17 protein-coding genes and 1 pseudogene are annotated in these 20,417 nt (G+C 59.4%); 13 read left to right on the top strand and 5 right to left on the bottom strand.

Going from position 1 to position 20,417, the window contains the following annotated elements; translation table 11 throughout:
• Window positions 1-47 precede the first annotated feature (47 nt).
• Window positions 48-905, top strand: a complete 858-nt coding sequence (locus FQ185_RS13750; RefSeq protein ID WP_178113533.1) for an NAD(P)-dependent oxidoreductase — start codon at window positions 48-50, stop codon at window positions 903-905.
• Here the strand turns inward: FQ185_RS13750 and FQ185_RS13745 are convergent.
• Window positions 822-3,086, bottom strand: a complete 2,265-nt coding sequence (locus FQ185_RS13745) for a bifunctional diguanylate cyclase/phosphodiesterase (RefSeq protein WP_149417870.1) — start codon at window positions 3,084-3,086, stop codon at window positions 822-824. The two genes, FQ185_RS13750 and FQ185_RS13745, sit on opposite strands and share 84 nt — an antisense overlap.
• Window positions 3,087-3,237: 151 nt before the next feature.
• A pseudogene (locus FQ185_RS13740) lies at window positions 3,238-3,514 on the bottom strand (YkgJ family cysteine cluster protein).
• Window positions 3,515-3,888: 374 nt separating this feature from the next.
• On the opposite strand from FQ185_RS13740, the gene FQ185_RS13735 reads away from it, so the two are divergent.
• Window positions 3,889-5,238, top strand: coding sequence for an MFS transporter (locus tag FQ185_RS13735; RefSeq protein WP_149417869.1), 1,350 nt, complete (start codon window positions 3,889-3,891; stop codon window positions 5,236-5,238).
• Window positions 5,239-5,429: 191 nt separating this feature from the next.
• Here the strand turns inward: FQ185_RS13735 and rapA are convergent, their stop codons facing one another.
• Entirely contained in the window at window positions 5,430-8,276 is a 2,847-nt protein-coding gene (rapA, locus tag FQ185_RS13730) for an RNA polymerase-associated protein RapA (protein WP_149417868.1), read from the bottom strand.
• Window positions 8,277-8,527: 251 nt separating this feature from the next.
• Between rapA and FQ185_RS13725 the strand changes: the two genes are divergently transcribed.
• The 3 genes from FQ185_RS13725 (at window position 8,528) to ccoM (ending at window position 9,361) form a co-directional block, all read left to right on the top strand.
• Window positions 8,528-8,869 carry an aspartate-semialdehyde dehydrogenase gene (locus FQ185_RS13725; protein ID WP_149417867.1) on the top strand — a complete coding sequence of 114 codons (342 nt, stop codon included), beginning with the start codon at window positions 8,528-8,530 and terminating at the stop codon, window positions 8,867-8,869.
• A gap of 72 nt (window positions 8,870-8,941) precedes the next feature.
• On the top strand, window positions 8,942-9,103 hold the full coding sequence (locus tag FQ185_RS30190; RefSeq protein ID WP_007935839.1) for a hypothetical protein: 162 nt from the start codon (window positions 8,942-8,944) through the stop codon (window positions 9,101-9,103).
• A 144-nt stretch (window positions 9,104-9,247) separates the two neighbouring features.
• Complete coding sequence (ccoM, locus tag FQ185_RS30860; protein ID WP_010462558.1) at window positions 9,248-9,361, top strand: cytochrome c oxidase subunit CcoM; 114 nt, start codon at window positions 9,248-9,250, stop codon at window positions 9,359-9,361.
• A 181-nt stretch (window positions 9,362-9,542) separates the two neighbouring features.
• On the opposite strand, the gene FQ185_RS13720 is transcribed toward ccoM, so the two are convergent.
• Window positions 9,543-11,018 carry an inorganic phosphate transporter gene (locus FQ185_RS13720; RefSeq protein ID WP_149417866.1) on the bottom strand — a complete coding sequence of 492 codons (1,476 nt, stop codon included), beginning with the start codon at window positions 11,016-11,018 and terminating at the stop codon, window positions 9,543-9,545.
• Window positions 11,019-11,395: 377 nt separating this feature from the next.
• The gene (locus tag FQ185_RS13715; protein WP_007935837.1) at window positions 11,396-11,596 is read right to left on the bottom strand and encodes a hypothetical protein; all 201 of its coding nucleotides are present in this window, start codon (window positions 11,594-11,596) and stop codon (window positions 11,396-11,398) included.
• A 663-nt stretch (window positions 11,597-12,259) separates the two neighbouring features.
• Here FQ185_RS13715 and pcaR point away from each other — a divergent pair.
• From pcaR to FQ185_RS13670, 8 genes are all read left to right on the top strand, one after another.
• Window positions 12,260-13,102 carry a pca regulon transcriptional regulator PcaR gene (pcaR, locus tag FQ185_RS13710; protein ID WP_149417865.1) on the top strand — a complete coding sequence of 281 codons (843 nt, stop codon included), beginning with the start codon at window positions 12,260-12,262 and terminating at the stop codon, window positions 13,100-13,102.
• A 139-nt stretch (window positions 13,103-13,241) separates the two neighbouring features.
• Window positions 13,242-14,588, top strand: a complete 1,347-nt coding sequence (locus FQ185_RS13705) for an MFS transporter (protein WP_149417864.1) — start codon at window positions 13,242-13,244, stop codon at window positions 14,586-14,588.
• Between the two features lie 215 nt (window positions 14,589-14,803).
• Window positions 14,804-15,661 carry a CoA transferase subunit A gene (locus FQ185_RS13695; RefSeq protein WP_149417863.1) on the top strand — a complete coding sequence of 286 codons (858 nt, stop codon included), beginning with the start codon at window positions 14,804-14,806 and terminating at the stop codon, window positions 15,659-15,661.
• A complete protein-coding gene (locus tag FQ185_RS13690) occupies window positions 15,661-16,440 on the top strand; it encodes a CoA-transferase subunit beta (protein WP_149417862.1) in 780 nt (259 codons plus the stop codon). The genes FQ185_RS13695 and FQ185_RS13690 overlap by 1 nt, the downstream gene beginning before the upstream one ends.
• Window positions 16,437-17,642: a 3-oxoadipyl-CoA thiolase gene (gene pcaF / locus FQ185_RS13685; RefSeq protein ID WP_178113536.1), complete on the top strand. Its 1,206-nt coding sequence runs from the start codon at window positions 16,437-16,439 to the stop codon at window positions 17,640-17,642. Before FQ185_RS13690 ends, pcaF begins: the two co-directional genes overlap by 4 nt.
• A 53-nt stretch (window positions 17,643-17,695) precedes the next feature.
• Window positions 17,696-18,400 carry a protocatechuate 3,4-dioxygenase subunit beta gene (gene pcaH, locus FQ185_RS13680; RefSeq protein ID WP_149417860.1) on the top strand — a complete coding sequence of 235 codons (705 nt, stop codon included), beginning with the start codon at window positions 17,696-17,698 and terminating at the stop codon, window positions 18,398-18,400.
• Window position 18,401: 1 nt separating this feature from the next.
• Window positions 18,402-18,968, top strand: coding sequence for a protocatechuate 3,4-dioxygenase subunit alpha (gene pcaG / locus FQ185_RS13675; RefSeq protein WP_149417859.1), 567 nt, complete (start codon window positions 18,402-18,404; stop codon window positions 18,966-18,968).
• A 119-nt stretch (window positions 18,969-19,087) separates the two neighbouring features.
• The gene (locus tag FQ185_RS13670) at window positions 19,088-20,395 is read left to right on the top strand and encodes an MFS family transporter (protein WP_149417858.1); all 1,308 of its coding nucleotides are present in this window, start codon (window positions 19,088-19,090) and stop codon (window positions 20,393-20,395) included.
• Window positions 20,396-20,417 lie beyond the last annotated feature (22 nt).

The raw sequence follows: 20,417 nt of genomic DNA, 5'->3' as shown, positions 1-20,417 counted from the left end.
TGATGAATCGGCCAATATTTAATGATCTTTAATCAAAAGGAGGCTAAATGATGGCAACGTTACCTTCACTTGGGTTTGCCGGGATCGGCCTGATGGGTTTGCCTATGTGCCAGCGCCTGCTGGCGGCGGGTTATCCGCTGACCGTGTGGAACCGCAATCCGGCCAAGTGCGCGCCACTGGTCGAGGCCGGCGCACGACAGGTCGCCACGCCTGCCGAGTTGTGTCAGCACGCCGACGTGGTGATGTTGTGTCTGGCCGATACAGCCGTTGTACGTGAGGTGGTATTTGGTCTTGCGGGTATTGTCGAGGGAGCGAAAAACGGTCAGTTGCTGGTGGATTTTTCCAGCCTGGAACCTACCGCGACGCGGGAAATGGCGACAGAGCTGCTCAGCAAAACCGGTACGAGTTGGCTGGATACGCCGGTATCCGGCGGAGTGGTCGGTGCCGAGGCCGGCAGCCTGGCAATTATGGTCGGTGGCAATACGGCTGATCTGGAGCGGGTTCGACCGGTTTTACTAAGTCTCGGCCAGCGGGTGACCCATATGGGCGCGGTCGGGGCAGGGCAGGTGACCAAGGCTTGCAATCAAATGATCGTAGCCTGCAATGCGCTGGTGATCGCCGAAGTGGTGGCATTGGCCGAGCGTTCCGGTGTCGACGCCAGTCTGATCGCCGAGGCCCTGGCCGGCGGTTTCGCCGATTCCAAACCCTTGCAAATCCTCGCCCCGCAAATGGCTGACAGCCGCTTCGAGCCCGTGAAGTGGCGCGTCCGCACGCTGCTCAAGGATCTGGACACCGCAGTGAAGTTTTCCCGCGAACAGGGTTCAGCCACACCGATCAGCGGATTGGCCGCACAACTGATGCGTTTGCATGGGGGGCAGGGATTTTTGGGCGCGAGCCAGACTTAGAGGACTGACGCTGAGCGAGTCTTTGCGCTGGTTGATTTCGTTCAGCACCGGAAGCAGCTCAACCAGTGGCACCGGACGGCTGAGCAGGTGGCCCTGAACAAAGTCGCAGCCCAGGCGTTCGAGAAAGTCATATTGCTCGAAGGTTTCGACGCCTTCGGTGACAACCTGCAAATGCAGGCTGTGGGCCATGACGATAATGGCCTGGACGATTTCCATGTCCTGGGTGGCCTTGGGGATGTCCTGGATGAATGAGCGGTCGATCTTCAGTGTGTTTAGCGGCAAGCGCTTGAGGTAGGCCAGGGATGAATATCCAGTGCCGAAGTCGTCAATCGACAGCGAAACCCCGAGGGCTCGGATCTGCCGCAGCAATACCAGGGTCTTGGCGAGATTGCCCATCAGCGCGTTTTCGGTCACTTCCAGTTCCAGCCGCTGGGGTGCCACCCCGGCAACGCGCAGGGCGTGTTCGATTTCATCGACCAGCTCTTCGCGCGCCAGGTTCAGGGGCGAGCAGTTCACGGCAATTATGAGTTCTTCGCACCCCTGGCGGGACAGTTCAGCCAGGTCCTCGCAGGCCTTGCGCAACACCCAGTCGTCCAGTTCGGCGATCAGGCCGTTCGCCTCGGCAATGGCGATGAATCGATCCGGTGCGAGCAAGCCGTGAACCGGGTGTTGCCAGCGAATCAGTGCTTCGAGTTTGGTGACCTGGCCGGTTTTCAGGTCATAGATCGGTTGGTAATACAGCATCAACCCGTCGTCTTCGCGTAGTGCATGACGCAGTTCTTCTTCGAGTTGCAGCTCCAGCGTGGCGCGGGCTTTCATGTGTGGACTGAAAAAATGCAGCCCGTTTCGCCCGCTGCCCTTGGACTGGTATAGCGCCAGATCGGCGTTTTTCAGCAGCTCCTCACAGGTCTTGCCATCTTCCGGGAACAGGCTGATGCCGATGCTGGTGGTCATGACCATGCTTCGTCCGGCCAGCTCGATGGGGTCTTTCATTTTCAGCATGATGCGCTGTGCCATGTGCCGCGCTTCTTCAGGGTCATGCAGGCCGATGAGAATGCAAAACTCGTCCCCACCGAAGCGCGCCACCACATCGTCGTGGCTGCGTACCGAGCCCCTGATGTGGTCAGCCAAGACTTTGAGCAGTTCGTCGCCCGCGTCATGACCAAGGCTGTCGTTGATCCGCTTGAAGTGGTCGATGTCGAGGAAGAGCACCGCCAGCCTGCCGGCTTCGTTGGTCTTCTCGATCAGCTTTTCGGCGAAGAGCTGGTTAAACCCACGGCGGTTGAGCAAGTTGGTCAACGCGTCGTAGTGCGCCACCTGTTGCAGTGACAGGCGTGCCTGATCAAGTTGACTGACCAACGTGTTGACCCGCTGCAGGTCGCAATCCTTGATTTGTAGTTTTTTGTCGGCCAGTGCCGCGCTGATGCTGCTGCCAATGATCAGCAACGTCATGACCGCCACCGTCAGCCCCAGTTGCAGGTGGTTGTTGTCGCCGGGCAACGGCTGGAGGCTGTTGTCGGGCAGCACCAGGTTGAGTGCCGCCATGCCGGTGAAGTGCATGCTGACGATACCGGCCCCGAGCACCAGGCTGGCGGTGTATTTGAGCAATAGATGAAACGCTCCGCTGCCATCGCGCAAGTGACTGGAAATCAACAGTGCGGCCAGGCTGGCGCCTATCGCGATCACGATAGAAAGGGCGAACAGGGCAGGGTGGTAATAGGCCGTCGCAACCGAACGCATGGCGGCCATGCCCACGTAGTGCATGGTTGCGATGCCCAGGCCGATCCATACGGCAGCACGCAGGTATTGCCAGAAATTCAGATGAGGATGGCTGAGGGTTTGCAATGCCAGCCACGAAGCCGTCAGCGCGAAGATCAGTGAAACCAGGGTGGTAGGCAGGTGGTACTGGATTTCGATCGGCACCTGAAACGCCAGCATGCTGATGAAGTGCATGGCCCAGATACCGCCCGCCAGACACCCGGCACCCACCCAGCGCCAGAGTCGTTGGGACGCGGGTTTTTCTACGTGACCGATCCGTTCGGTCATGCCTAGCGTGGCGAAGCCAGCCGTACAGGCGACCACATAGGCCAGCCACACTAGAAAAGGGTTATGCGCACAATCGAGTATGACCTGACCGTTTTCTGGCAGTTGGGTAGTGAACTGTAAACCAAGCCACTCCATCGCTTGCCCCGTCTCTGAGTCATCCAGGCCAGCGTTATGAAAGCTGGCGAATGCTTTGGAGTATAGAGGTCATGTACAGAGTGCAAGGCGTGATGGCACATTGGCGCCGAATATTTTTCGGCATCATTTTGATAGCGATAAGCGCTAAACCCTAAGCGATCTGCTCATAAGGCATTTCGAACTCGGGTTGCAGGGCTGCCAGCCCGAATGCTGCTCGTGCCGCGTCGCAATCCACGTTCGCCTCACCATTGGCGCAAGAGGCGTCGAACTCCCGGCAAGTACTGGAGCGTTGGTCATAAATCGAGCGTGGGCGCGACAAGCTCGTGGGGCGCCGTTCCCCCGGCCGAGGTGCATTCACCCCAGAAAAAAGACACGCGAAAATGAGAACAGCAGGCACCGCAATTCAGACACGGACTGGCTTCGGACATGGGCGATAAAGGAGGGATGGGGACACGGTGGGGCAGGCAAGGCCGCTATTCTAGGCTTCGCATCGGGCTTGGGAAGGGGGCAAGAAGGTATTTTTCAATGCGACCAATGGCGGTGAATTACCTGCTTGCTGACACCACGAATTCCTTGTGGGAATGGGCATGCTCGCGAAGGCAGTGGACCAGTCAAGCATTCTATTGAAGGTGCCGGCCTCTTCGCGGGCGAGCCCGCTCCCACAGGTTGCGCGCCCTGCCCGAGAATTGCGCCATGTGCTGATATCACACTTACGAATAATTACAGACAGCTACGGCGAGCCTGACTAGATTGCAGGTTCCGGGGACAGTGAGACCCCAATAACAATAAAAGAGACGGACCCATGCAGAACTCGACCCAAGCGGCGAATGCCTGGCGCATTCTGTTCCTGTTGTTCCTGGCCAACCTGTTCAACTTTTTCGACCGCACCATCCCGGCCATCATCATCGAACCGATCCGCATGGAATGGCACCTCAGCGACTTTCAGCTGGGGATCATCGGTACTGCCTTCACGATTGTCTACGCGATTGCCGGCCTGCCTCTGGGGCGGATGGCCGACACCGGCTCGCGCAGTAAATTGATGGGTTGGGGCCTGGCGGCATGGAGCGGGCTGACGGCGGTCAACGGATTGGTGGGCAGTTTCTGGAGTTTCCTGATCGTGCGCATGGGCATCGGCATCGGTGAAGCCAGCTACGCCCCGGCCGCCAACTCGCTGATCGGCGACCTGTTCCCGGCCCACCGTCGTGCGCGGGCGATGGGCATTTTCATGCTCGGTCTGCCATTGGGGCTGCTGCTGGCGTTCTTCACCATTGGCTGGATGGTCAAGACCTTCGACAGCTGGCGAGCGCCGTTCTTCATCGCGGCGGTGCCGGGGCTGATCCTGGCGATCTTCATGTTCTTCATCAAGGAACCCAAACGCGGCGCCGCAGAAAGTGTGCAAGTCTCGCAGGAACGCGTAGACCGGCCGATCCGTCGGGTGCTGGCCGTGCCCACCTTCCTGTGGCTGGTGATGGCGGGCCTGTGTTTCAACTTCGCGACTTATGCCTGCAACTCGTTTCTGGTGCCGATGCTGCAGCGTTACTTCCTGATGCCGTTGCAGGAAGCGGCGGTAGCGACCGGGGTGATCGTCGGCGTGACCGGGTTGTTCGGCCTGACACTGGGCGGTTGGGTTGCCGACAAGATTCACCAGCGGGTGGCCAACGGTCGTCTGCTGTTTGCGGCGTTCAGTCTGATCATCTCAACCTTGTGCACCGCTTGGGCGCTGCATTCCGGGCGGATCGAGATAGGGGTATTTGTGGCGGTGTTCAGTGTGGGCTGGTTTTTTGCCTACAACTTCTACACCTGCGTTTACACAGCGATTCAGGACGTGGTCGAGCCGCGTTTGCGGGCGACGGCCATGGCGCTGTTCTTTGCCGGGTTGTATTTGCTGGGCGGTGGTCTGGGGCCGGTGGTGGTGGGCGCTTTGTCCGATCACTTTGCGCATACGGCGATGCTGTTGGCGGGAGCCGAGCAGATGACCGAGGCATTCAAGGCTGTCGGCCTGCATGACGCGATGTACCTGATACCGGTGGCGCTGTTTTTCACCATGGTGTTTCTGTTCCTGGCTTCGCGGTGTTTTGTTCGCGATGCCAAGCGGATGAAGGATGGGCTGGTGGCGGTGGTTGAACCTGGAATTTCGGCAGCGACTGCCTGATCGCCATCGCGGGCAAGCCCGCTCCCACAGTTGATTAATGGTGTTCATAAATAGTGTGGCCACATCAGATCCCCTGTAGGAGCGAGCCTGCTCGCGATGAGGCCATCAGCAACACCACAACAATCAAGCAGACAAAAAAAGGCCCGCATCACTGCGGGCCTTCTTTGTTTTAACGGGGCAGAGCAGGGGAATTAACCCGCCACCAACACCCGAATCGCTTCCAGTCGCAGCGCAGCCTTGTCGAGCATGGCCAAACCTTGCTCACGCTGTTTACGCAGGGCAACCAGTTCGCTGTCGCGCACCGTCGGGTTAACCGCTTGCAACGCAGTCAGGCGCGCCAGTTCTTCGTCGGTATCGGCCGCCAGACGACGCTGCGCTTCGGCAACGCGCTCGGCGTGACGCGGCGCGATCTTCTCTTCGCCGGCATTGATCCGTGGCGTCAGCTGGTCGCGCTGGGCCTGGATGAACTTGTTGGCGCTGGCACGCGGCACGCTTTCCAGTTGATCGTTCAGCGTTTCGAACGACACCCGGCCCGACAGGTCATTGCCATTGGCATCGAGCAGGCAGCGCAGAGCGGCCGGCGGCAGGTAGCGGCCCAGTTGCAGCGAGCGCGGGGCAACCACTTCGCTGACGTAGAGCAGTTCCAGCAACACGGTTCCGGGTTTGAGTGCTTTGTTCTTGATCAGCGCCACGGCGGTATTGCCCATCGAGCCGGACAGCACCAGGTCCATGCCGCCCTGAACCATCGGGTGCTCCCAGGTGATGAACTGCATGTCTTCGCGAGACAGCGCCTGGTTGCGGTCGTAAGTGATGGTCACGCCTTCGTCGTCGCCCAGCGGGAAACTGGCGTCGAGCATTTTTTCGCTCGGCTTGAGGATCAAGGCGTTTTCCGAGTGGTCTTCGCTGTCGATGCCGAACGCATCGAACAGGGTTTCCATGTAGATCGGCAGGGCAAACTGATCGTCTTGCTCAAGGATGTCCTCGACCAGTTGATCGCCTTCACCCGAACCGCCGGAATTGAGTTCCAGCAAGCGGTCACGGCCGGTGTGCAATTCGGCTTCCAGACGCTCACGCTCGCCGCGTGCTTCGTCGATCAACGCTTGCCACTCGCCATCGTCGGCGTTTTCCAGCAGCGGCAGCAGGCGCGGGCCGAACTGATGCTGCAAGGCGTTACCGGTCGGGCAGGTATTGAGGAAGGCATTGAGCGCTTCGTGGTACCACTGGAACAGGCGCTCTTGCGGGCTGGTTTCCAGATACGGCACGTGCAGTTCGATAATGTGCTTCTGGCCGATCCGGTCCAGACGACCGATACGCTGTTCCAGCAAGTCCGGGTGCGATGGCAGATCGAACAGTACGAGATGGTGCGAGAACTGGAAGTTGCGACCTTCACTGCCGATTTCCGAGCAGATCAGCACTTGCGCGCCAAATTCTTCGTCGGCGAAGTAGGCGGCGGCGCGGTCACGCTCGAGAATGTTCATGCCTTCGTGGAAGACCGTGGCAGGAATACCGGAACGCACGCGCAGGGCGTCTTCCAGGTCCATGGCGGTTTCGGCGTGGGCGCAGATCACCAGAACTTTGGTGCGCTTGAGCATCTTCAGGGTGTCGATCAGCCACTCGACACGCGGGTCGAATTTCCACCAGCGTTCTTCTTCGTTGGCGTCCGGCTGGGCCTGGAAGCTGACTTCCGGGTACAGCTCGGCGTGATCGCCCAGCGGCAGTTCGAGGTATTCGTCGGGGCACGGCAGCGGGTACGGGTGCAGCTTGCGCTCCGGGAAACCCGCCACGGCGGCGCGGGTGTTACGGAACAGCACGCGGCCGGTGCCGTGGCGGTCCAGCAGTTCGCGGACCAGACGGGCGGCAGCTTCGGTGTCGCCATCGTTGACCGCGGCCAGCAGTGCTTCACCTTCGTTGCCAAGGAAACCATGAATGGTCTTGTGCGCTTCCGGCGACAGACGCCCCTTGTCCAGCAGTTCCTGAACGGCTTCGGCCACCGGGCGATAGTTTTCGCTCTCGGCGCGGAAGGCGTGCAGGTCATGGAAACGGTTCGGATCGAGCAGGCGCAAACGCGCGAAGTGGCTGTCCTGGCCCAGTTGTTCCGGGGTCGCGGTCAGCAGCAGGACGCCGGGAATGACTTCGGCCAGTTGTTCGACCAGCGAGTATTCGGGGCTGGCCTTGTCTTCGTGCCACACCAGGTGGTGGGCTTCGTCGACGACCATCATGTCCCAACCGGCTGCAAACAGTGCGTCCTGAGCCTTCTCGTCTTCCACCAGCCACTCAAGCGCAACCAGTGCGAGCTGGGTGTCTTCAAACGGGTTGGCGGCATCGCTTTCGATGAAGCGTTCTTCGTCGAACAGCGCAACTTGCAAATTGAAGCGGCGGCGCATCTCGACCAGCCACTGGTGCTGCAGGTTCTCCGGAACCAGGATCAGCACGCGGTTGGCGCGGCCCGAGAGCAGTTGGCGATGGATGATCAGGCCGGCTTCGATGGTTTTACCCAGGCCCACTTCGTCCGCCAGCAGAACCCGTGGCGCAATACGGTCGGCGACTTCACGGGCGATGTGCAGCTGGTGCGCGATCGGTTGCGCACGCACGCCGCCCAGGCCCCAAAGGGAGGACTGCAATTGGCGGCTGGTGTGTTCCAGAGTGTGATAACGCAGGGAGAACCAGGCCAACGGGTCGATCTGCCCGGCGAACAGGCGGTCGCTGGCCAGCCGGAACTGAATGAAGTTCGACAGTTGGGTTTCCGGCAGGGTGACCACTTCGTTTTGCGCGTTGAGGCCGTGGTAGACCAGCAGACCGTCGACATCGTCGACTTCGCGCACGGTCAGTTTCCAGCCCTCGAAGTGAGTGATCGAGTCACCCGGAGAAAACCGCACACGTGTGAGGGGCGCATTCCGTAGCGCGTACTGGCGGGTGTCGCCAGTGGCCGGATAGAGCACGGTCAACAAGCGGCCGTCCTGTGCCAGAACGGTGCCCAAACCCAGCTCGGCTTCGCTGTCACTAATCCAGCGTTGCCCCGGTTGATACTGCTGCGCCATGCTGCCTGACTCCCACCTTGAAAAAGCGGGCTATCTTAACGGAATCAGGCCTGCAGACCAAAGGTTTACGTGTTCAGGTGCTACCCAAGGCCGCAATATTTTGATCTTTGGGAACGCTTCGGTTCTGTGTTGTCCGATAAACAAAGCAGCCTGCGCCAGCTCCTCTGGTGCCAACCGGGTCACAGTTTGCGACCGATGGCTCAAGTCGCGACCCACGCAGCCGACAGCCTGCTGACAGGAGACTAATAATTATGCTGCCACCGATGCTCCCCTTGAGTGCCGTGCCGATCACCTCACAGCACGACCCGGTCCGCCAGCGCCCGGATATTCCACCCGTGGTGCCAGTGCAGGAAAGCTCCAACGAGAGCACCATCGACCTGCAAAAGCGCGATCCTGAAGAAGCCGCCTTGCAGCTGCGCGAAGAGCAGCGCCGGCAACAGGAGCGGGACAAGCGTCGCCGTGAAGCCAATGAAGATCCTGAAGAGCACCTGGCGATTCCCGGTGACGAACTCAATGCCGACAACACTGTGCCGGTCGCGCCGCTGATGGAAGATCAGCCGCGTCAGGGGTTGTGGGTCGATATCCAGATTTGAGGTCGCGGCTGGTCAGCGCTGCCGTCAGACCGCATTATTGCGATAAACCTGCCATACGATGTGCTGAGCACCATGAGCCAAGACGACAAGCTGATCGACCTCAATTCTGAACGCGCCAAGCGTGTTCATGACCTCAACGAGAAACGCCTGAATGAAGTGCGCCAGGCATTTGAACAGGCAATGCCGTTGGGCAAAGCAAAGAAAAAGCCGAAAAACAAACCGAAAAAGCGTTGAAACACCCTGCATCGGTTGATGCAGGTCAGTTTATTTCCCTTCTTTACGCCCAGTCTCGGGCGACATTGATCCCGGTCAATTTCTTCTCCTGCCCGATTGGTTAACTTAGCCCTATCGCAACAGGGCAAGTGCAGGAGACCAGTCATGTTTTTCGACAACGTGGTGATCGCCGGAGTGCTGACAGTCGGCCTCATGGTTCTGTTTTTTGCAGGGTTTGGATTTTTTATCTGGAAGGATTCGCATAAGCGCAAACCGTAGGTCTTTCCGGAAGCAATGAGCACGCAAGGCATTTTGGGCAACTTCGGTTGCCCTTTTTTTTGTCCGTAAAAAATTGTGCCTGATCGTTCCCACGCAGTTCAGAGCGTGGGAACGATCAACTCTCAGCAGACATAAAAAAGACGCGAACCTTACGGAACGCGCCTTTTTTTGTGACTGCGTATCAGCTACCCAGCGCCTTCGACGCCAGCCAGAACAGGCCGGCCGACAAGGCCACGGTTGCCGGCAAGGTCAGGACCCACGCCAGCAGGATGGTTCTGACGGTGCCGCCTTGCAGGCCGCTTTTGTTGGCGACCATGGTGCCAGCCACGCCCGAGGACAGGACGTGGGTGGTAGACACCGGCAGGCTGAAGATGTTGGCCATGCCGATCAGGCTTGCGGTAGTGATCTGTGCCGACATGCCTTGGGAGTAAGTCATGCCCTGCTTGCCGATCTTCTCGCCGATGGTCAGTACCACGCGTTTCCAGCCGACCATGGTACCCAGACCGAGGGCCAGGGCGACCGCCAGGATCACCCAGAACGGGGCGTATTCGGTGGTGGTGGTCAGGTCTTTGCGCAGTTTGTCCAAGTCAGCTTTTTCCCGGGCCGCGAGGCCAGGCAGCTTGCCGACTTTCTTCGCCGTATCGTCCAGGCACAGCAAGTAGCGACGCACTTCGATGCGGCTTTCCGACGGCAGCGAATGGTAGTCCGCTACACCTTTAAGGGTGCCGAGCAGGGCGGTGATGGTCGGTTCGGTCTGTTGCGGGTTGCAACGGAATTTCTCCGGCAGATCGCCTTCCACGCTTTTGCCCAGGGCCAGGTATTCACCCAGCGTATCGGCATTGCGCTTGTAGAATTGGCTCAGGTGCAAGGTAGCGTCGCGAGTCCGCTCGATCTGGTAAGTCGTGCTGCCCAGGTCGAGTACGAACTGCGCCGGCACGATACCGATCAGCACCAGCATGATCAGGCCGATACCTTTCTGGCCATCGTTGGAACCGTGCACGAAGCTCACCGCCATCGCCGAAATCACCAGCACCAGGCGGTTCCAGAACGGCGGGTGTTTCTTGTCATCGATCTTGCGGCGCTGTTCCGGCGTCTTGTGCATCTTCGACAGCGGACGCCACCATTTAAGGCCGATCAATATCAAGGCTGCGACCAGGAAGCCGGCCATCGGCGAGAATACCAGGGAGGCACCGATATCGATCGCTTTCTGCCAGTTCACACCATCGGCCAACGGAATATCGTTGATCAACGCGTTGGCCAGGCCAACACCCAGGATCGAACCGATCAGCGTGTGGGAGCTGGAAGCCGGGATACCGAAGTACCAGGTGCCCAGGTTCCAGGTGATGGCGGCGGCAAGCAGCGAGAACACCATGGCCAGCCCGTGACCGGTGTTCACATTGATCAGCAGCTCTACCGGCAGCAGGTGGACGATGGCATACGCCACGCCAACACCGCCCAGCAGAACGCCGAGAAAGTTGAACACACCGGAAAAGAACACCGCCAGATGAGGCGGCATGGCTTTGGTGTAGATAACGGTGGCCACCGCGTTAGCAGTGTCATGAAAGCCGTTGATGAACTCGAAGGCGAGGACAAAGGCCAGGGCGAGCAAGAGGCTCACAAGCACCCACGCATCCAGTCCGCTGAATAAATCGATCATGAAGGTTTTCTGACCCGGTCGTAAGGGGGCGCGATTATGCCAGAAAAGACTGGAAATCGATGCACTTGCTGCTCATCGGTAACATTCTTCAACGAATTATTTTGCAGCGATCCCCTGCGCCCCGGCTTTTTACGGGGTTTTGCAAGTTATTGAATTTCTTTGCAAAGACAGCAGGCACAAGGGTTTCTCTCGTGTAGGCGAGAGGCTTGAACGCTTGTGTGAAATATCTGAGAAGAGGGCCAGATATGAGCCATTTACCTCATCTCTGTACATGAGGTAGCCGCTGCCCGCTTGTAGCGGGCGCGAATAACAACATCGAAACATCCCGCTTTTAACGGATGCATTCGCAGGCCGTGGAAGGATTCAGGCCGGGGCGGTCAAGGCTCTTCGGCTTTGAGTTCCTTTTCCATCTTCTGCAATTCTTGAGTGAAGGCCTGATCCTGAACGGTGGCGCGTTTACGCCAGGGTTTACGTTCCGGTTCGGGCTGAGCGGCGTAGGTGGTGACTTCCCCGCCGTAAACTTCCTTGTAACGTTGTTCCTGGCGCTCAAGTTCCGCGCGCAGTTCGTCTTTCGTCACAGTGCTACCTGATTGAGTTGAGATAAATTCTGGTGAAACGCGCTGCATAAATCTATTGACCACGCTCGTCGAAAGGACAAAACCCGCGGGGGCATCGTCTTCAGGCTGAGCGATCAATACTTCCATGTTGCAGGCGGCCACGGCACCAGAGAGAACAGCTGACGCAGCATCAGTTTCCTGTTTTCAGCGAGCGCATTGGCGGAGCATATGAAATGAGCGTCAGGCGCTTGCTGAGGGCAGCAGCGATGGAATATCGCGCTACCGGGTGGCGAAATCGGCAAGTAAAAACCGGGTCACCACTGAATTGCATTATAGCGGTCGATCCGAAGAACACTATCTCCAAAGAGTTAAAAGTAGATCTTCATGTGTGATTGTTTTGTTACTCGCAACTTTTACGGGTAACTACGGAGCTGACTCTGTGGTGATGTCTTTCTGGCGCCATTAAGCCGGACAAGTTATTACATAAGCCTCCTTTAAGTCTGTGACCAAAAATAACAACGTACGGGGGGGCTAATGTCAGAAGGCAGAAGGCTCGCTTGGCGTGTGGCTGATTGCGATTATCGGTTAATGGTTCGATAATCGCCCGATCTTGGTTGCCCGGGCTTGTGTGGAAGACCCGGAGCCGCTTGTATAGCCGCTGATCCGTATGGGAAAGGACCTGATATGAACGATCAAATGCGCAATTCCTTTGCTTCAGTGGCGCCGCCAATCGTCGCATCACCCGCCAAGCGGATCCAGGCGCTGACCGGCGACCCGGATTTCATGACGTCCCTGGCCCGTGGCCTGGCCGTGGTGCAAGCGTTCCAGGAACGCAAGCGGCACCTGACCATTGCCCAGATCAGCCACCGTACGGAAATTCCTCGCGCCGCTGTGCGACGTTGCCTGCACACGTTGATCAAGCTCGGCTACGCCACCACCGACGGCCGCACTTACTCGCTGCTGCCCAAAGTGTTGACCCTCGGCCATGCCTACTTGTCCTCGACGCCGCTGGCGGTTTCCGCCCAGCCGTACCTGGACCGCATGAGCGAGCAACTTCATGAGGCCTGTAACATGGCCACCCTGGAAGGCGATGACATTTTGTACATCGCCCGCTCGGCGACTACCCAGCGACTGATTTCTGTCGATCTTTCGGTGGGCGGACGCCTGCCAGCCTATTGCACTTCAATGGGCAGGATTCTTCTCGCGGCCCTGGACGACACTTCGCTGCGCGAGTACCTCGATCATGCGGAGCTGCAAGCCAAGACCAGTCGCACCCTGCATACCCTCGAGGCATTGCTCGAATGCCTGCAAGAAGTGCGGCAGCAAGGCTGGTGCATTGTCGATCAGGAACTCGAGCAGGGCCTGCGTTCCATTGCTGTTCCGGTGTACGACGCTTCCGGCCAGGTTGTAGCAGCGTTAAACGTCAGTACTCACGCTGGCCGGGTCAGTCGCAACGAGCTGGAACAGCGTTTTCTGCCGGGTCTTCTGAGTGCCAGTCGCGACCTCAGTGCGCAACTCTTTGCGTAAGCCATCGCCTAAGATGTTCGATAAACGCACAGAGTCGCGTTCATCGAATTGACGCTCTTTCCCCAAGATCACTAATGTCGCGGCAGTGCCAGCCTTGGCTGGCACCTGTCCGACTGCGTTCTTGCGTGGAATAAAAATGATGAACCAGCCTCAGTCTGCTGTAGGAAACTGCCTCGATGTGCAGTCCTTCATCAACGCCCAACCCATTTCGCGCTACCAATGGCGAGTGGTCATTCTGTGTTTCCTGATTGTTTTCCTCGATGGCCTCGACACCGCGGCCATGGGTTTCATTGCGCCCGCTCTGTCTCAGGATTGGGGCATCGATCGCGCCAGTCTCGGGCCGGTGATGAGTGCGGCGTTGATCGGTATGGTCTTCGGCGCACTGGGTTCAGGCCCGTTGGCTGACCGCTTTGGAAGAAAAGTCGTTCTGGTCGGTGCGGTGCTGTTGTTCGGCGCCTTCAGCCTGGCGTCGGCTTACAGTACTAATGTCGATCAGTTGCTGGTGCTGCGCTTTCTCACCGGTTTGGGTCTTGGCGCCGGGATGCCGAACGCCACCACGCTGCTGTCCGAATACACCCCGGAGCGCAAGAAATCCCTGCTGGTGACCAGCATGTTCTGTGGTTTCAACCTCGGTATGGCAGGCGGTGGCTTCATTTCCGCCAAGCTGATCCCGGCCTTCGGCTGGCACAGTCTGCTGCTGATCGGTGGGATTCTGCCGTTGATGCTCGCCGTCGTTTTGCTGTTCTGGCTGCCGGAATCGGCGCGTTACCTGATCGTGCGCAATCGCGGCACCGACAAAGTGCGCAAGACGCTGGCGCCGATTGATCCGGTGGTGGTTGCCCAGGCTTCGAGCTTCAGCGTTCCGGAACAGAAGACCGTGAAAGCACGCAATGTGTTTGCGGTGGTCTTTTCTGGCACCTACAGCGCCGGGACATTGCTGCTGTGGCTGACCTATTTCATGGGGCTGGTGATTGTTTATCTGTTGACCAGCTGGCTGCCGACGCTGATGCGCGACAGTGGCGCGAGCATGGAACAGGCAGCGTTCATTGGCGCGCTGTTCCAGTTTGGCGGGGTTTTGAGTGCCGTGGGTGTGGGTTGGGCGATGGACCGGTTCAATCCGCACAAGGTTATTGGCATTTTCTACCTGTTGGCCGGGGTGTTTGCCTACGCGGTAGGGCAGAGCCTGGGCAACATCACGATCTTGGCGACGCTGGTGCTGGTGGCCGGGATGTGTGTCAACGGTGCGCAATCGGCGATGCCTTCATTGGCGGCGCGGTTTTATCCGACGCAGGGGCGTGCGACCGGTGTGTCGTGGATGCTCGGGATCGGTCGCTTGGGTGCGATCCTCGGTGCGTGGATGGGCGCAACGCTGTTAGGCCTGGGCTGGAACTTCGAACAGGTGCTGACGGCGCTGGTGATCCCGGCGGCATTGGCGACTACTGCGGTGGTGATCAAGGGGATGGTCAGTCATGCGGATGCGACCTGACGGCAGGTGATGATCGTTCCCATGCGGAGCGTGGGAACGATCTAGTGCAGAAAGCGGATCGATAGGCAGACAACAATATGTTCGATAAACGAACACTTAGTCGATTATCGGATTGTTTGGCGTTTTTCTGGGGCTTACTCTTCAGTCATTCCGGCGCTGCGCATCGGCGCCTTTTTCCTCCACTGTCGGTTGATAACAAAACGGGAGCCTGCCCCATGGCTGAAATCCTTTCGCTGCACGACGCGGTGAAGCAATTCGTTAACGACGGCGATACCGTCGCGCTCGAAGGCTTCACTCACCTGATCCCTACGGCGGCGGGTCACGAAATCATTCGCCAGGGCAAGAAAGACCTGACGCTGGTGCGGATGACGCCTGACTTGGTCTACGACCAGTTGATCGGTGCAGGATGTGCTCGCAAGCTGATTTTCTCCTGGGGCGGCAACCCGGGTGTCGGCTCGCTGCACCGACTGCGTGACGCCGTCGAAAAGCAGTGGCCGCATGCGCTGGAAATCGAAGAACACAGCCACGCCGACCTGGCCAATGCCTACGTCGCTGGCGCTTCTGGCCTACCGTTCGCGGTGCTACGCGCCTACGCCGGTTCCGACCTGCCGAAGGTCAACCCGTTGATCAAGACCGTCACCTGCCCGTTCACGGGTGAAGTGTTGGCGGCCGTGCCTTCGGTACGTCCGGACATCACCGTGATTCACGCGCAGAAAGCCGACCGTAAAGGCAACGTACTGCTCTGGGGCATTCTCGGCGTGCAGAAAGAAGCCGCGCTGGCCGCCAAACGTTGCATCGTCACCGTCGAAGAAATCGTCGACGACCTCAATGCACCGATGAACTCCTGCGTGTTGCCGACCTGGGCCCTGAGCGCTGTCTGCCACGTCCCCGGTGGCGCGCACCCGTCCTACGCTCACGGCTACAACGAGCGTGACAACCGTTTCTACCAGGCCTGGGACCCGATTGCCCGCGACCGTGAAACCTTCACCGCGTGGATCAACGAATACATCCACGGCTGCGCTGACTTCAGCGAGTTCCAGGCCAAGCTGGCCGCTGCTTCGGAGGCCAAGTAATGACTTACACCACCAATGAAATGATGACCGTCGCCGCTGCCCGCCGCCTGAAGAACGGTGCGGTGTGCTTCGTTGGCATCGGTCTGCCGTCGAAAGCGGCCAACCTGGCACGGCTGACGTCCTCGCCAGACGTAGTCCTGATCTACGAATCGGGTCCGATCGGTGCCAAGCCGAGCGTACTGCCCTTGTCGATCGGTGACGGTGAACTGGCAGAAACCGCTGACACCGTCGTCCCGACCGGTGAGATTTTTCGCTACTGGCTGCAGGGCGGGCGCATTGACGTCGGTTTCCTCGGTGCCGCGCAAGTCGACCGCTTCGGCAACATCAACACCACCGTCGTTGGTGACTATCACCAGCCAAAAGTCCGTCTGCCGGGTGCCGGTGGCGCGCCGGAGATCGCCGGTTCTGCCAAAAGCGTGCTGATCATCCTCAAACAGTCGGCGCGTTCCTTCGTCGACAAACTCGACTTCATTACCTCGGTCGGCCATGGCGAGGGCGGTGATTCGCGCAAACGTCTGGGGCTGCCGGGCGCCGGGCCGGTCGGCATCATTACCGACCTGTGCATCATGGAACCGGAAGCCGACACTCATGAATTCGTGGTCACCGCGCTGCACCCCGGCGTGACCCGCGAGCAAGTGGTCGCTGCCACCGGTTGGGCGATTCGCTTCGCCGAGCACGTTGAAAACACCGCCGAGCCAACCGACGTCGAGTTGACCGCGCTCAGGGATCTGGAAGCCCGTACCGCCGCGGCCCACGGCCAAGCACCCGGAGAAGCCTGATGCGTGACGTTTATATCTGCGACGCCATTCGCACCCCCATTGGCCGTTTCGGCGGTGGTTTGTCGGCAGTTCGCGCCGACGACCTGGCCGCCGTGCCGATCAAGGCACTGATGGAGCGCAATCCTTCGGTGGACTGGACGGCGGTGGACGAGGTGTTCCTCGGTTGCGCCAACCAGGCCGGCGAAGACAACCGCAACGTGGCGCGCATGGCGTTGCTGCTGGCGGGCCTGCCGGAAACCATTCCTGGTGTGACCCTCAATCGCCTCTGCGCTTCGGGCATGGATGCTATCGGGACCGCATTCCGCGCTATCGCCAGTGGTGAGATGGAGCTGGCAATTGCCGGCGGCGTCGAGTCGATGTCCCGCGCACCGTTCGTGATGGGCAAGGCGGATGCGGCGTTCTCGCGCAACATGAAGCTGGAAGACACCACCATTGGCTGGCGTTTCGTCAACCCGTTGATGAAAGCCCAATACGGCGTGGATGCGATGCCGCAGACCGCCGATAACGTGGCTGACGATTACGAAGTTTCCCGCGAGGATCAGGACGCTTTCGCACTGCGCAGTCAGCAGCGGACTGCTGCTGCGCAGGCTGCAGGATTTTTCGCTGAAGAGATCGTCGAAGTGCGTATTGCCCACAAGAAGGGTGAAACAGTCGTCAGTCAGGACGAGCATCCGCGCGGCGATACCACGCTGGAAACCCTGGCCAGATTGAAACCGGTCAACGGCCCGGACAAAACTGTCACCGCAGGCAATGCTTCCGGGGTGAACGACGGTGCAGCGGCACTGATTCTGGCCTCCGCCGAAGCGGTGAAGAAACACGGCCTGACCGCCCGCGCCAAAGTGCTGGGCATGTCGAGCGCCGGTGTCGCCCCCCGGGTGATGGGCATCGGCCCGGTGCCGGCGGTGCGCAAACTGACCGAACGTCTCGGTCTGGCCGTCAGCGATTTCGACGTGATCGAACTCAACGAAGCGTTCGCCAGCCAAGGCTTGGCCGTGCTGCGTGAGTTGGGTCTGGCGGACGACGCGGCTCAGGTCAACCCGAACGGCGGCGCCATTGCCTTGGGCCATCCGTTGGGCATGAGCGGTGCACGCCTGGTGCTGACAGCGTTGCATCAGCTGGAAAAAACCGGTGGCAGGAAAGGTCTGGCGACCATGTGCGTCGGCGTCGGCCAGGGCCTGGCCTTGGCGATCGAACGGGTCTGACGCCTGCTCTGATAAATCAGATGCGCAGACTGATAAGAACTGAGGAATGCACAATGACCGACAAGCCTGGTTACCGTCGCCCGCAAGAGGGCACTCAGCCGGAATACCTGCACCCGACCTATCAATCCACCAACCGTCGCTCGCCGTCCAAGCCGTTGGTGTTTTTGCCTCATTCGTTGTCGGAAATTACCGGTCCGACCATCGGTGCTGAACGCATCAACGAGAAGGACAACGACCTGACGGCCCAGCACACGGGCGAACCGCTGGGCGAGCGCATCATCATTCACGGTCGCGTGCTGGATGAAGATGGCTTGCCGGTGCCGGGGATTCTGGTGGAGATCTGGCAGGCCAACGCTGCCGGCCGCTACAACCATGATCGCGACCTGCACGACGCGCCGCTGGACCCGAATTTCACCGGCACCGGCCGTACCGTGACGGATGCCGATGGCTGGTACCAGTTCCAGACCATCAAGCCCGGCGCCTATCCGTGGGGCAACCACCACAACGCCTGGCGCCCGGCGCACATCCATTTCTCACTGTTCGGGCCGAGCATTCTGACGCGACTGGTCACCCAGATGTACTTCCCGGGCGATCCGTTGCTGGCGTATGACCCGATCTACAACTGCGTACCGGACACGAGCGCCAAAGAACGTCTGATCGCCAGTTTCGACCTGGAAAAAACCATTCCTTCCTACGCCCTCGGTTATCGCTGGGACATCGTCTTGCGCGGCCGCGAAGCCACGCCGATGGAGAAATAAGATGACGCTGAATGCGACCACATCCCACACCGTCGGGCCGTATTACCACATCGGCCTGACCTGGCTGAACCGCGAGGACCTGACCGTCGAGCAAACCCTCGGTGAGCGCGTGGCGATCACCGGGCAAGTCATCGATGGCAACGGCGATGTCGTCAATGACGCGATGCTGGAAGTCTGGCAAGCCAACGCTGCCGGCAAGTATGACCACCCCGAAGACGATCAGGACAAACCCCTGGACCCGAACTTCGAAGGTTTCGGCCGGGTGCCGGTGGATGCGCAAGGGCGCTTCCGCTTCACCACCGTCAAGCCGGGCACGGTGGAAGGCTTGAACGGTACGACCCAGGCGCCGCATCTGGTGGTGCTGGTGTTTGCTCGCGGGTTGGTGAAGCACTTGCTGACGCGAATTTACTTTGATGGGGAACCGGCCAACGTGGCGGATCCGCTGCTGGAATGTGTACCGGCTGAACGCCGCGGCACCTTGCTGGCGAAGCAGGATGCGTCCGGTGTGTACCAGTGGAATGTGATCCTGCAAGGCACCGAGGCCGAGACAGTTTTCTTCGATTACTGATTCCAACCTGATCGTTCCCACGGTCCCCGTGGGAACGATCAGAGTGAATACCACATCTGCGGAACGGGACTGTTGCAAATTGTGTCTAGACTCTCACCGTCCCCAAAGAGTGAAAAACAATGACAACACCATCGACAACCCTTGCAAGCCACTACACCGGTGAAGAGCGCAGCAAAAGGATCTTCGCGATTGTCGGTGCCTCGTCCGGCAACCTCGTCGAATGGTTCGACTTCTACGTCTACGCCTTTTGCGCGATCTATTTCGCCCCTGCGTTTTTCCCGTCCGACAACCCGACGGTGCAGTTGGTAAACACCGCCGGTGTATTCGCCGCCGGGTTCCTGATGCGACCGATTGGCGGCTGGATCTTCGGCCGTGTCGCGGACAAGCACGGGCGCAAGAATTCGATGTTGATCTCGATTCTGATGATGTGCTTCGGCTCGCTGCTCATCGCTTGTCTGCCGACCTACAAGGATATCGGCGCCTGGGCACCGATCATGCTGCTGTTCGCGCGCTTGCTGCAGGGTTTGTCGGTGGGCGGCGAGTACGGCACCACCGCAACCTACATGAGCGAAGTCGCCCTCAAGGGCCAGCGCGGTTTCTTCGCCTCGTTCCAGTACGTCACGCTGATTGGCGGGCAATTGCTGGCGGTGTCGCTGGTGGTGATCCTGCAACAGTTCCTCACCGAAGATGACCTGCGTGCCTATGGCTGGCGGATCCCGTTTGTGGTCGGTGCAGTGGCCGCATTGATCTCGCTGTTCCTGCGTCGCTCGCTCAAGGAAACCACCAGCAAGGAAATGCGCGAAAACAAGGACGCCGGCAGCATCCGCGCGCTGTTCCGCGACCATAAAGCCGCGTTCATCACCGTGCTCGGCTACACCGCCGGTGGCTCGCTGATTTTCTACACCTTCACCACGTACATGCAGAAGTACCTGGTGAACACCGCCGGCATGCACGCCAAGACCGCCAGCTACATCATGACCGGCGCGCTGTTCCTTTATATGTGCATGCAGCCGCTGTTCGGCATGCTTGCGGACAAGATCGGCCGACGTAACTCGATGCTTTGGTTCGGCGCCCTCGGTACGTTGTTCACCGTGCCGATCCTGCTGAGCCTGAAAAGCGTCAGCAGCCCGTTCCTGGCCTTTGTACTGATTACCGTGGCGCTGGCGATCGTCAGTTTTTACACCTCCATCAGTGGCCTGGTAAAAGCCGAAATGTTCCCGCCTGAAGTGCGCGCATTGGGTGTCGGCCTGGCGTATGCGGTGGCGAATGCAATCTTCGGCGGTTCGGCGGAATATGTGGCCTTGAGCCTTAAATCCGTGGGCATGGAGAACTCCTTCTACTGGTACGTGACGGTGATGATGGCGGTGGCATTCCTGTTCAGCCTGCGCCTGCCGAAACAGGCGAAGTATTTGCACCACGATCTTTGATCTTTACCCGTGGGCCTGACCG

The sequence above is a fragment of the Pseudomonas sp. ANT_H12B genome, assembly GCF_008369325.1.
Lineage (GTDB): Bacteria > Pseudomonadota > Gammaproteobacteria > Pseudomonadales > Pseudomonadaceae > Aquipseudomonas.
The sequence above is the reverse complement of the archived record's forward strand: the minus strand, read 5'-3'. Positions and strand labels throughout refer to the sequence as shown.

What these genes read in the sequence shown, in the direction of transcription:
- FQ185_RS13750 (WP_178113533.1), top strand. Translation starts at nt 48, where the DNA reads ATGATGGCAACGTTACCTTCACTTGGGTTTGCCGGGATCGGCCTGATG.
- FQ185_RS13745 (WP_149417870.1), bottom strand. Translation starts at nt 3,086, where the DNA reads ATGGAGTGGCTTGGTTTACAGTTCACTACCCAACTGCCAGAAAACGGT.
- FQ185_RS13735 (WP_149417869.1), top strand. Translation starts at nt 3,889, where the DNA reads ATGCAGAACTCGACCCAAGCGGCGAATGCCTGGCGCATTCTGTTCCTG.
- rapA (WP_149417868.1), bottom strand. Translation starts at nt 8,276, where the DNA reads ATGGCGCAGCAGTATCAACCGGGGCAACGCTGGATTAGTGACAGCGAA.
- FQ185_RS13725 (WP_149417867.1), top strand. Translation starts at nt 8,528, where the DNA reads ATGCTGCCACCGATGCTCCCCTTGAGTGCCGTGCCGATCACCTCACAG.
- FQ185_RS30190 (WP_007935839.1), top strand. Translation starts at nt 8,942, where the DNA reads ATGAGCCAAGACGACAAGCTGATCGACCTCAATTCTGAACGCGCCAAG.
- ccoM (WP_010462558.1), top strand. Translation starts at nt 9,248, where the DNA reads ATGTTTTTCGACAACGTGGTGATCGCCGGAGTGCTGACAGTCGGCCTC.
- FQ185_RS13720 (WP_149417866.1), bottom strand. Translation starts at nt 11,018, where the DNA reads ATGATCGATTTATTCAGCGGACTGGATGCGTGGGTGCTTGTGAGCCTC.
- pcaR (WP_149417865.1), top strand. Translation starts at nt 12,260, where the DNA reads ATGAACGATCAAATGCGCAATTCCTTTGCTTCAGTGGCGCCGCCAATC.
- FQ185_RS13705 (WP_149417864.1), top strand. Translation starts at nt 13,242, where the DNA reads ATGAACCAGCCTCAGTCTGCTGTAGGAAACTGCCTCGATGTGCAGTCC.
- FQ185_RS13695 (WP_149417863.1), top strand. Translation starts at nt 14,804, where the DNA reads ATGGCTGAAATCCTTTCGCTGCACGACGCGGTGAAGCAATTCGTTAAC.
- FQ185_RS13690 (WP_149417862.1), top strand. Translation starts at nt 15,661, where the DNA reads ATGACTTACACCACCAATGAAATGATGACCGTCGCCGCTGCCCGCCGC.
- pcaH (WP_149417860.1), top strand. Translation starts at nt 17,696, where the DNA reads ATGACCGACAAGCCTGGTTACCGTCGCCCGCAAGAGGGCACTCAGCCG.
- pcaG (WP_149417859.1), top strand. Translation starts at nt 18,402, where the DNA reads ATGACGCTGAATGCGACCACATCCCACACCGTCGGGCCGTATTACCAC.
- FQ185_RS13670 (WP_149417858.1), top strand. Translation starts at nt 19,088, where the DNA reads ATGACAACACCATCGACAACCCTTGCAAGCCACTACACCGGTGAAGAG.